Source organism: Hyphobacterium sp., assembly GCF_965217055.1.
Taxonomy (GTDB): domain Bacteria; phylum Pseudomonadota; class Alphaproteobacteria; order Caulobacterales; family Maricaulaceae; genus Hyphobacterium.
This window is the reverse complement of record NZ_OZ244227.1, coordinates 798,093-809,242: the sequence shown is the minus strand read 5'-3', so window position 1 is coordinate 809,242 and position 11,150 is coordinate 798,093. Positions and strand designations below refer to the sequence as shown.

The window sequence follows — 11,150 nt, the reverse complement described above, 5'->3', positions numbered from 1 at the left end:
AGTCAGGCGAGCAGGTCGCGCTTCTGAAATCAAGGGTCGTAAGCGCTCAGGAAAGCAGGGTGAGTGATGTCCCAAGGGACGTCCAATTCGGGGTTTGTACCTGTTGATGCTGTCTATGCCGATGGCGACAGCGCCTATACGCGCCTGTCCGCCGGAGAACGCTTGCGTGAGGCGCGTTCGAAGAAAGGGCTGACGCTCGACAGCGCTGCCGCCCGCACGCGCATCAGGCGGGAATATCTCGAAGCGCTCGAAACCATGGATCCGCGCGGTCTGCCGGCCCAGGCCTATGCAATCGGATATTTGCGTACTTATGCCCGCTTCCTCGAGCTTGATGAAGCAGCGATCGTCGAACAGTTCAAGGCGGAGGCTGACACGCAAACCGGCCGGGCGACACCGACGGCACCGCAACAGCAGCGCGAGATCAAACTGCCGCGCGGCTTGATCGGCGCCATGGCGATACTCGTTCTCGTGGCGTTGATCGGCTGGTGGTATTCCAACGCGATCTCGGGCGAAAGCGTCTTCGACGATATCCCGCCACCGCCGGACGCGGACCTCGCGGAAGGGTCGGGTGAAGGCGTGTTCAATGCAGATCTGCCGCGCATGGCAGCTGCCGAGATCTGGTCGGATCTGCCGTCGCTCAACCCGGCTGATGACGACATCCCGGATGTTGTCTTGCGCGCAAGTGCGCCGGTTTTCCTCGAGGTGCGCGACGCATCTGGCCGTATTCTTTTTTCGCGTGAATTGCGCATCGACGAAGTCTACCGCCCGATCTCCGAAGCCGGCCTGACGGTCACGGCGGAGAATGGCGGGCTGGTGACCATCGAAATCGAGGGCCAGGACCCCCGCCTGTTGGGTGAGGTCGGCCAACCCGTGACGGAAGCGCCGCTGATCCCTGTCGAGGACGCGGACCCGGCCTGACGCCCGGAGCCCCTCGCAACCCGCATCGATCAGGTCTATATCGGCGGTCAGCAGCCTGCTAAGAGCCGATCCATGCACGAACAATATCGCGAAGTCCGTCCCTGGCGCATGATCGAGCGCCGCAAGAGCCGCAAGATTAATGTCGGTAAGGTCGCTGTCGGCGGTGACGCACCGATCAGCGTGCAATCCATGACCAACACGCCGACGCCGGATGCCGATGCGACGATTGGCCAGATTCGCCAGCTCGAAGAGGCTGGCGCCGACATTGTCCGGGTTTCCTGCCCGGACGAAGATTCGACGGCGGCGTTCCGAACCATCGCAAAATCGGTTTCCGTCCCGCTCGTCGCCGATATCCATTTTCACTACAAGCGCGCCATCGAGGCCGCCGAGGCCGGGGCCGCATGCCTGCGGATCAATCCGGGCAATATCGGCAAGATGGAGCGGGTGAAAGAGGTCGTACAGGCCGCCAAGGACCATGGCTGTTCGATCCGCATCGGCGTCAATGGCGGCTCGCTGGAACGTCACCTGCTCGAGAAATATGGCGAGCCCTGTCCGGAAGCGATGGTCGAGAGCGCGCTCGATCATGCAAAGATCCTCGATGACCTCGACTTCCGCGAATACAAGATATCGGTGAAGGCCTCCGACATTTTCCTGACAGTGGCGGCTTACCAGATGCTGGCCGAAGCTACGGACGCCCCGCTTCACCTGGGCGTCACGGAAGCGGGCGGCGCGCGCATCGGGTCGGTGAAATCGGCCATCGGCATGGGAAATCTGCTCTGGTCAGGTATTGGCGACACGATCCGTGTTTCGCTCTCCGCCGATCCGGTCGAGGAAGTGAAAGTCGGCTATGACATGCTCAAATCACTGGGCTTGCGCACCCGTGGCGTGAACATCATTGCCTGCCCGTCCTGCGCGCGTCAGGGCTTCGACGTGATCAAGACCGTGGAAACGCTCGAGGCGCGATTGGCCCACATCTCGGAACCGATCTCGCTCTCGATCATCGGCTGTGTCGTCAACGGGCCGGGCGAGGCCATGTTCACCGATCTCGGCTTCACTGGTGGCGGCAAGGGTGCCGGGAAGATGTATGTCTCCGGCAAGCCCGACCACAATGTCACCAATGAGGAAATGGTCGACCACATCGTCGGCCTCGTCGAAGCCCGCGCGGAACAAATGCGCGCGGCGAAAGACGCAGCGGAGTAGCCGATGAAACTCTACGGGCTGAAGAACTGCGACACCTGCAGGAAGGCGATGAAGGCGCTCGACGCCGCCGGCCGGGAATTCACATTCGTCGACATTCGCGCCGAAGCCGATCTCGGCACACTGGCGCCCAACTGGCTCTCGCGGATTGCTTCCGCCAGGCTGATCAACACCCGGTCGACAACCTGGCGCCAGCTGGATGCGGCAGAGCGCGCCAGGGCAGAGACCGATCCGGCGGGCCTGCTTGCCGAGCATCCCACCCTCGTCAAACGCCCGGTTATCGAGACGGGCGGCGATGTTTTCGTCGGCTGGACGAAGGACGTTCAGGCGGCGCTAGGGGTCTGATGCCTGCCAAAGCACCCGCTGATATGGATTTGCGTGACCGCTGCGACATCCGCATTGGCTTCCCTGCAGATGACGCGGGTTCCTCGGCCAATTGGCTGCGCGAAATCGCAGATTGGCTCGAGGCGGAAGGCATTCATGACGAGATCTATTTGGAGGGTGAACTCGCGGCACGCTTGGAAACCGAGTGTGCCAGCCTGACAGGCAAACCGGCAGCCCTCTGGTTTCCGACCGGCACAATGGCCCAGATGGCCGCTGCCCTCGTGCATGCCGGGGCCACCGGGCGGACCCGCATCGGCTTGCATCCGAACTCCCACTTACTGCTCCACGAAGATGGCAGCATCAAGAAGCTCGCAGGCCTTGAACCGGTGCACATTGGCGAATGGCACCGCGGGATCGATGCCGCCGACCTGAAGGCAGCGGGTGATCTGGCCTGTCTCTTCATCGAGTTGCCGCAACGCCACAATGGCGGGCTGTGTCCGGATTGGGACGTATTGGTGGCAACCGCCGACGCAGCGCGGGGAAGCGGTGCGCGACTGCATATGGATGGCGCGCGTCTCTGGTCAGCGCGCGAGGCCTTTGACGGGCGTTCCTACGTCGAAATCTGCGCGCCTTTCGATAGTGTCTACATGTCTTTTTACAAGGACGTGGGGGCACTCGGCGGCGCTGTGCTCGTCGGTGATGAGGACTTCATCGCGCAAGCAAGACAATGGCGCCACCGCCAGGGCGGCCTGCAGGTAAGGGGCTGGCCCGTCATGGCTGACGCCCTGCGGCGGTTGCCGGACTCGATAGCGGCCATGCCAGGCTGGATCGCGGCCGCGCGCGAGCTTGCCGAACTGGTCCGGTCAACCGGTCTGGCGGTCGAGCCAGCGGCGGTCCGGACCAACATGTTTCATGTTCGGCTCCCGGTCACCAAGGACGATTTTTCGAGGTTTCGGAACCAGATCGCGGAACGGAAGGGTGTCTGGCTGGGCCGGTCGACCTGGGATATCGACGGCCGGCCGGGGATATCATTGGAAATCGCGGTTAACGCACACCTTGCCTCAGCCGACCGTGATCGGCTCCGCGATGCTTTCGGCCTTCTGGCGGACCTCGCGGTTGCCTAGTCCACCAGCCTCACCAGCGGCACGACCACATCGACGGATTCGCCATCCCGCACCCGCGTTACGGTAAGCGAAAGCGGCGTATCGTCCGCATCGGACCGCTGGCAACCCCGGTCTGCGACCGGCCTTCCGTCGAAATGGGTCAGGATATCGCCTTCGGCCAGCCCGGCCTCTCCGGCAAGGCTGCCGGGCAGGATGGCCTGCACGACCAGCGCACCGCCCTCCGGACGAAGGGCGAGACCGTGCGTGGTTTCGGGCGGCAACATGATCGGCCCCTCGCCAATGATGCGTTCGATCCGCACGCGCTCATTCTCGAGATCGAAGGTCCAGTTGAAATGGCGCATGATCATGCCGCCAAGCAACTCGGTTTCGGGGACTTCCTCCATCAGCGGGGCATCGAGTACAAACGGGCCGAAACGGGCTGCGCCATCCAGCCGTCCGCCCTCGCGGTATTCGATGTGAGAGAACCGGATCGAGGCGCCGATCGGCCGCGCCGGTTCGGTCAATGCATAACGGTCCAGCCGGTTTACCGCGAGCGGCGCGCTGGCGGCGCCGGAATCGATCAGGATACGGCGCGTTCGGCCGGCAATATCGACGGTTAGAAAAGGCCGCTTACCCGGTCCGCGCGTCGAGAACACGGAATCGTTGTCGGGCCGCGGCAGGGCGCCTCTCGTCAACCGGAGCGCGCCGTGCTCATAGTCCAGCGTCAGCAGAAAGCCCTGGAAAGCGTCGACCGCCAGGATGCCGTCGATCTCACGCCCCAATCCGACAGTGAGGTGGTCCAGATCAGTAATGCGGGCCGGCATCCGGTTGACGGAAACCGGTCCCATGCGGGCATTGGTAATATTGATCCGGCGTTGGTCGCGGACCCGCATATTGGCGACCCGTTCGATCGAATCGGGATCGACAAATGTCGCTGCAGCCCCGGTATCGTAAAGCATCCACAGCGTGCGACCGCTTTCGTCCTCCGGCCGGCCGGGCTGCGCGCTGACGACAATTGGCACGAAGAAATAGTCCCGGCACATCTCGGTCGGGACTGACCAGGACTCGTTCTGTGCGCGAGCGGTAGGCGCCAGCAGGAACACGATGAATATGGCAGCAATACAACGCATCATGGCGGCAGTATCGGCGAGTGGTTCGAATGCGGAAGAAAAAAATCCGCGGCACTGGTCCCGGCCCCGCCTACGGACTGATTGGCTTCTGCAACGAGTGTCATTAGCGTGAGCGCCAAGCCCCGACCGGAGACGGCAAGATGAAAGCCAACGACAGCCAATTTACAGGATCAATCCCCGATTATTATGATCGCTGTCTTGGCCCCAACATTTTTGTCGACTTTGCCGGCGAGCTGGCCGTTCGCGCCGCCTCGTGCCAACCGACTCGCCTGCTCGAGCTGGCCGCGGGAACCGGAATTGCCAGTCTCGCCTTGCGATCCGCGTTGCCGAATGCGGAATTGACAATCACCGACCTCAATGCGCCCATGCTGAAAATCGCAGCTGCCAAATTCGATGTTGCGTCAGGGCTGACCTTCCAGCCTGCAGATGCCAGCAAACTGCCCTTTGATGACGCGGCATTCGATCTCATTGCTTGTCAATTCGGCGTCATGTTTTTTCCGGACAAGGTCGCGGCCTTCCGAGAAGCCCGCCGCGTCCTCGAACCCGGTGGCCAATATGTATTCAATGTCTGGGATAGCATGGCCAACAACCCATTCTCGCGCATTGCGAGCGAGCTGGTGGTCCGGATGTTCCCCGATAATCCACCTTCCTTTTACAATGTGCCGTTTGGCTATTTCGATACAGACCGCATTGCTGGAGACATGAAACAGGCTGGATTCGCCCGAGTCGATTTCGAAATCCGGCGTCTAGACAAGAAGGTTGCGGATTGGGACATGTTTGCAAGTGGTTTGGTATTCGGAAACCCGCTAATCGAAGAAATTCGAGCGCATGGCGGAATTGATCCTGAGGAGGTTGTCGGCAATCTGACGAGGAATTTCCGCGCAGCATTCGCCGATCGCGACAACACCATGCCGCTGCAGTCGATCCTCTGTGTTGCAAGCTAGGAGAGGGTCATGAAGTCAATCTGCGTCTATTGCGGCTCCAATACCGGCACGAAACCGGAGTATGTTGACGCGGCGCGCGGTCTGGGTGCGTCTCTCGCAAAGCGCGGCATCACGCTGGTTTACGGTGGCGGACGTGTCGGCCTCATGGGCGTGCTCGCCGATGCATGTCTGGCCGCTGGCGGCCAGGTGATTGGAGTCATTCCGGAATTTCTCGCGCTCAAGGAAGTTGCCCACGCCGGATTGACCAATCTGGTCGTGGTCGACTCCATGCACACGCGCAAGGCGGAGATGGAACGCCGCGCCGACGGCTTTATTGCGCTGCCAGGCGGTATCGGCACGATGGAGGAATTGTTCGAGATCTGGACCTGGAGCCAGCTGGGCCAACACAGGAAGCCGTGCGGCCTGCTGGATGCCGGCGGTTATTTCGATCACCTCAACGCCTTTCTTGACCGCATGGCAGATGACGGGTTCGTCAATCCCGAGCACCGTGCCATGCTGCACCGGCACGAAAGCGCCGATGCCTTGCTTGACGCATTCATCGCCTATGAGGCGCCGCCGGCAGACATCCGTATCAAGGTCAAACAGACCTGAGGTCTTTCACAGGCTGACGGTTTTTGCCTAACTTCACGCAAGACAGGGAGGACAAGCCGTGGATTCTATTCTTACACCCGTACTCGTGCTGATTTGCTGGACGTTGATCATGTGGATGTGGATGTACGCCACCCGCATCCCGGCAATGCAGAAAGCCGGCATCAACGCCGCGAAAATGACCGAGAAATCGGAAATGGACGTGTTGCCGAAGGAGGTCCGCCGCATTGCGGACAATTACAACCATCTGCACGAGCAGCCGGTCATTTTCTACGCGCTGATCTTTTATGCGTCGGCCGCCGGCGCTGCGACCCAGACCATGGTCTATGCGGCCTGGGCGTACGTCGCCTTGCGCATCGCGCACAGCCTGATCCAGGCGTTGTGGAATTTCATTCCGGTGCGGTTTCTGGTCTTTGTGCTGTCTTCGCTCGCCCTGATCCTGATGGCCGGGATCTGTGTCGGCCGCCTGCTGGGCAGCAGCTAACCGCTTGATGACGTTTGCAGCGTGCGCGGAGGGTGATAATCAGCCTCCATGCATGCACCCGAAACCCGCCTGGAACAGGTCATTGACCGGTTCGAAGAAGTCGAAGCCCGCCTCGGCGCCGCCGCTGGTGGCGACGAGATCGTCCGCCTGTCGCGCGAGCACGCCGAGCTCAAGCCCGTAGCCGACAAGGCGCGCGAGCTGAAGGCTGCCCGCGCCGAACTCGCCGATCTTGCAGAGATGATGGACGGCGAGGACAAGGACATGGCCGAGATGGCGCGCGAGGAATTCTATGACCTCAAGGAGCGCCTGCCGGAAATGGAACGCGAGGTTTCGCTGCTCCTCCTGCCGAAGGACAAGGACGACGCGGCCAACGCCATGCTCGAGATCCGCGCCGGGACAGGCGGTGACGAGGCAGCGCTGTTCGCCGGTGATCTCTACGAGATGTATCGCCGCTATGCCGAATTGCAGGGCTGGAAGTTCGAGCTCGAATCCGCCAGCGAGGGCGATGCCGGGGGCTTCAAGGAAGTGATTGCCTCGATCTCCGGTTCTGGCGTGTTCGGCCGCCTGAAATTTGAATCGGGCGTGCACCGCGTTCAGCGCGTTCCGGCAACCGAGAGCCAGGGCCGGATCCATACCTCCGCCGCCACGGTTGCCATTCTGCCGGAGCCGGAAGAGATCGATATCGAGTTGAAGGACGAGGACATCCGCGTTGACACGATGCGCGCTTCCGGTGCCGGCGGCCAGCACGTCAACAAGACCGATTCGGCGGTACGCATGACCCACCTTCCCACGGGAATTGTCGTGCTCTGCCAGGAAAAGTCACAGCACCAGAACCGCGCCCGCGCGCTGCAGCTCCTGAAGACGCGGCTCTACGACATGGAACAGCAGGCCAAGGCGGCCGAGCGTGCCGACGCGCGCAAATCCCAGGTCGGCTCCGGCGATCGGTCTGAAAAGATCAGGACCTATAATTTCCCGGAAAACCGGGTTACGGATCACCGCATCAAGCTGACGCTCTACAAGCTGCAGGACATATTGTCCGGCAACGCGCTCGACGAGGTCGTGTCCGCCCTCATTGCCGAAGACGAGGCCGCCCGCCTCGCCGCACTTGAAGAGGCGTGACGGGCGGAGCAATTTCCGGCCGCGTCGCCGCGCTGGCCCGCCACCCGGTAAAAGGCTTCACACCCGAACCTCTCGATCAGGTTGAGTTGCGCGCCGGCGCGCATTTTCCTGGCGACCGGCTCTACGCGGTTGAGGATGGACCATCCGGTTTTGACCCCGACGCGCCGCAACACATCCCGAAAATGGCGTTCACCGTGCTGGCGCGCCTGCCAGACGTCGCGGCCGTCCGAACGAAATGGCGAGACGACGAGGGATTGTTGACGGCCTGGCATCCCCACTTCGGCGAACTCACGGTCGACCTCGACGATGACGGTGGCCGCCTCGCCTTCGCGACCTGGCTCTCCGGCGTTCTGGCGGGGCAGTTGAGAGGACCATTGAAGGTGCTCGCTGCGCCGGATGCCCATCGATTCATGGACAGTCAGAAAGGCTTCGTTTCGATCATTAACCGGCAAAGTCTCCGCGATTTCGAAGCCAAGCTCGGCCGCAAGATCGACCCGTCCCGTTTTCGCGGCAATATCCTGGTCGAGGGCTGGCCGGCCTGGTCTGAACTCGAAATGGAAGGGGCCGAATTGACCATTGGCGAGGCGCGCCTCACAGGGCTCAAACCCATCTCGCGTTGCACTGCGACGCATGTCGATCCGCACAGCGCGCAAGCCGACATCGATGTCGTGCCGTTGATGCGCGAGCATTATGGCCATGTCTTGTGCGGCCTCTATGCCAAAGTGATGGCCGGTGGCACGATCAAGCCCGGCGACAGCGCGCAATTGGCCTAAGGCGCATTTGCGCTTGCCAGTCGCGGTCTCGCAGCGGACCCTGGAGCGGGGCGCAGACAACGGATCAAGGATCATGCCGGGAAAATTCGTGAACAGGGTTTTTGCATTGGCTGTAGGCGCTTTACTGGCGGCTTGCCGCGGCGATGTGGAAGAGCTCGATCCGCTCGTCACATGTCATGCCGGCGCCTATCGTACGCCGGGTGGCGTGGTCATTGACATCTCACCGCTCTCGACGGACGCGCTGCGCTGGAGGGCGAGCGACGGCACGACAGGCACGCTCCGCCAGCAACCGGACGGAGACTGGAGCGGTAATGTGGGCTGGACAGAAACGCCGCACCCGGCGGAATTCAGACTCGGCGCATGCGATGATGGCACGATCGAAATCGCCAACCATCCCGACCTCGAAGGCAATGCCGGGAAATTGAGCTTGCCAGCCATCGAGACCGAACTTGAGAGCGACGGCGTGACGCTCGCCGGTCGATTGGTCCTGCCGCTCGGTGAAGGTCCGTTCCCGCTGGTCGTGCTGGTGCATGGCTCCGAGGACTACAGCGCCCGAGACTTCTATCCTCTGCAGCGGCTTCTGCCGGCGCTCGGAATGGCCGCCTTCGTCTACGACAAGCGCGGTACGGGCGGGTCCAGCGGCGAGTACACGCAGGATTTCCACTTGCTCGCGGCAGATGCCGCGGCCGCCCTTGCTGAGGCGCGACGGCTTGCCGGCGATCAGATCGCGAGCGCCGGATATCTTGGTGCCAGCCAGGGTGGTTGGGTCGCACCGCTTGCCGCTTCGATGAGCGACGCCGACTTCGTGATCGCGACCTTCGGGCTGGCCGAAGGGCCGCTTGCCGAGGATCGCGACGAAGTGCTCTTCAGCATGGTCGAAGCCGGTTATGGCGATGATCCCGAAGCAATGGCGGGCGCGCGTGCCCTGGCTGACGGAGCGGGGCGATTGCTGGCGAGCGGCTGGACCGAGGGCCAGGCTGAAATGGCGGCGCTCAAGGACCGCTATCGCGACGAACCCTGGTATGACGAAATCGAGGGCGAATTCACGCACGAATTCCTGGCCAGGCCGATCTGGCAGCTGCGCTCCGCATGGCCCTTCTTCGACCAGGGCACCAGCTGGGATTATGATCCGCGACCGGTGCTGGAACGCCTGGAGATGCCGGTTCTCTGGGTGCTCGCCGGTAACGACGCCGAAGCTCCTTCCCAGGAGACACAGCGGATTGTCGCCGAATTGCAGGCTCAAGACCTGCCGATCGATTTGGCCGTCTATCCGACAGCGGATCACGGCATCATCGAGTTCGAGATGAACGCCGAAGGCGAACGCGAGTCGATCCGCTATTCGGAGGGATATTTCCGTTTGCTCTCCGACTGGGCGAGGGATCGCGAGTTCCGGTCTGAGTATGGAAATGCGCGCTTGTTTCCGCGCACGGTGACGGCCCCGGCGGACGAGTGAAGCCGGACGGGAATCCATTCGACGCGCTGGTCGAGGAGGCTGCAATTGCGCAGGCCTCGCGGCCCGGTCTGGCCTTGATCAGGTCGTGGCGGGGCAAGGACCTGGCGGGCATCCGAGGGGATTTGCACGACCGCTTCTCTGCCGCAGGTATCGAAGATGCCGAAAGTGATGCGCGCTTCCTGCTCGATCACGTTCTGAAACCCACGCCGCTCGCCGTCGCGCTCGTCGATCCCGCGCGTGTGTCGTGGCAGATGATCGCCGGGCTGGCCGATCTTGCTGCACGCCGCCTGCAGCGGGAACCGCTGTCCCACATACTCGGCGACAAGCCTTTCTGGACACTCGACCTCAAGGTCACGCGGGACGTGCTGACGCCGCGCGCCGATACAGAGACCCTGGTGGCAACCGTTCTCGATCAGATCGCTGATCGGAAATCCGCGCTGCAGATCGCCGATTTCGGCACCGGTTCAGGCGCGATCCTGCTGGCCTTGCTGTCTGAATTGCCGAACGCCACCGGCCTGGGCATCGATATCAGCGAATCGGCACTTGCGGTCGCCGCAGAGAACGCCAATCGCAACCGTCTTGCAGATCGCGCTGCCTTTCGCGTCGGCGACTGGGCAGCCGGTGTGCCGGACGCCGACCTCGATGTGGCGGTCTCGAATCCGCCTTACATCGTCAGCGAGATCATCGACACATTGCAGCCCGAAGTGAAGGATTTCGAACCCCGGTCGGCGCTCGACGGCGGCAAGGACGGGCTCGACGTCTATCGCATTCTTTTGCCCGAACTTCACCGTGTCCTGAAGCCTGGAGGTCTGATGGCCGTGGAAATCGGATTTGATCAGGCCGACAGCGTTACCGCACTCGCGCGCGCTGCCGGCTTCCCGGATGCAGAGCTGGCCCGCGATCTCGCCGGTCAGCCACGCATCGTCTTCTCCACACGACCGGCAGGCTGAGGTGGCAATACCCTCTTGGAAAATGAACCAAGCCGGGCTAGCTTTGCGATCAAGTTGATGGATGCGCCTTGGGACAAGGCTGTCGGGCGCAGGATTATCCAAACAGCTTATCGTCCGTTTTCGTTATCGGTTCCTGATCTTCAACGGATGATGCACGTCGCGAGTAC

The 11,150-nt window shown here is 62.2% G+C and carries 12 protein-coding genes; 11 read left to right on the top strand and 1 reads right to left on the bottom strand.

Annotation, left to right across the window (positions count from 1 at the left end):
- The first annotated feature begins 66 nt into the window (after positions 1-66).
- The 4 genes from ACOOFN_RS04055 (at position 67) to ACOOFN_RS04040 (ending at position 3,563) form a co-directional block, all read left to right on the top strand.
- Positions 67-918: a helix-turn-helix domain-containing protein gene (locus tag ACOOFN_RS04055; protein WP_420433938.1), complete on the top strand. Its 852-nt coding sequence runs from the start codon at positions 67-69 to the stop codon at positions 916-918.
- 72 nt (positions 919-990) lie between these two features.
- The gene (ispG, locus tag ACOOFN_RS04050; protein WP_420433936.1) at positions 991-2,118 is read left to right on the top strand and encodes a flavodoxin-dependent (E)-4-hydroxy-3-methylbut-2-enyl-diphosphate synthase; all 1,128 of its coding nucleotides are present in this window, start codon (positions 991-993) and stop codon (positions 2,116-2,118) included.
- A gap of 3 nt (positions 2,119-2,121) precedes the next feature.
- Positions 2,122-2,460, top strand: coding sequence for an arsenate reductase family protein (locus ACOOFN_RS04045; protein WP_420433934.1), 339 nt, complete (start codon positions 2,122-2,124; stop codon positions 2,458-2,460).
- The gene (locus tag ACOOFN_RS04040) at positions 2,460-3,563 is read left to right on the top strand and encodes a threonine aldolase family protein (RefSeq protein WP_420433932.1); all 1,104 of its coding nucleotides are present in this window, start codon (positions 2,460-2,462) and stop codon (positions 3,561-3,563) included. Before ACOOFN_RS04045 ends, ACOOFN_RS04040 begins: the two co-directional genes overlap by 1 nt.
- Here the strand turns inward: ACOOFN_RS04040 and ACOOFN_RS04035 are convergent.
- Positions 3,560-4,675, bottom strand: coding sequence for a hypothetical protein (locus ACOOFN_RS04035; protein ID WP_420433930.1), 1,116 nt, complete (start codon positions 4,673-4,675; stop codon positions 3,560-3,562). The genes ACOOFN_RS04040 and ACOOFN_RS04035 overlap by 4 nt on opposite strands.
- A 137-nt stretch (positions 4,676-4,812) precedes the next feature.
- Here ACOOFN_RS04035 and ACOOFN_RS04030 point away from each other — a divergent pair, with 137 nt between their 5' ends.
- The 7 genes from ACOOFN_RS04030 (at position 4,813) to prmC (ending at position 10,983) form a co-directional block, all read left to right on the top strand.
- Positions 4,813-5,616 carry a class I SAM-dependent methyltransferase gene (locus ACOOFN_RS04030; RefSeq protein ID WP_420433928.1) on the top strand — a complete coding sequence of 268 codons (804 nt, stop codon included), beginning with the start codon at positions 4,813-4,815 and terminating at the stop codon, positions 5,614-5,616.
- Between the two features lie 9 nt (positions 5,617-5,625).
- Positions 5,626-6,207 carry a TIGR00730 family Rossman fold protein gene (locus ACOOFN_RS04025; protein ID WP_420433926.1) on the top strand — a complete coding sequence of 194 codons (582 nt, stop codon included), beginning with the start codon at positions 5,626-5,628 and terminating at the stop codon, positions 6,205-6,207.
- Between the two features lie 58 nt (positions 6,208-6,265).
- Positions 6,266-6,688 carry an MAPEG family protein gene (locus tag ACOOFN_RS04020; RefSeq protein WP_420433924.1) on the top strand — a complete coding sequence of 141 codons (423 nt, stop codon included), beginning with the start codon at positions 6,266-6,268 and terminating at the stop codon, positions 6,686-6,688.
- A gap of 48 nt (positions 6,689-6,736) precedes the next feature.
- Positions 6,737-7,807: a peptide chain release factor 1 gene (prfA, locus tag ACOOFN_RS04015; protein ID WP_420433922.1), complete on the top strand. Its 1,071-nt coding sequence runs from the start codon at positions 6,737-6,739 to the stop codon at positions 7,805-7,807.
- On the top strand, positions 7,804-8,580 hold the full coding sequence (locus ACOOFN_RS04010; RefSeq protein WP_420433920.1) for an MOSC domain-containing protein: 777 nt from the start codon (positions 7,804-7,806) through the stop codon (positions 8,578-8,580). The genes prfA and ACOOFN_RS04010 overlap by 4 nt, the downstream gene beginning before the upstream one ends.
- Positions 8,581-8,653: 73 nt before the next feature.
- Positions 8,654-10,033, top strand: a complete 1,380-nt coding sequence (locus tag ACOOFN_RS04005; RefSeq protein WP_420433918.1) for an alpha/beta hydrolase family protein — start codon at positions 8,654-8,656, stop codon at positions 10,031-10,033.
- A complete protein-coding gene (gene prmC, locus ACOOFN_RS04000) occupies positions 10,030-10,983 on the top strand; it encodes a peptide chain release factor N(5)-glutamine methyltransferase (RefSeq protein ID WP_420433916.1) in 954 nt (317 codons plus the stop codon). Before ACOOFN_RS04005 ends, prmC begins: the two co-directional genes overlap by 4 nt.
- The last annotated feature ends 167 nt before the right edge of the window (positions 10,984-11,150 follow it).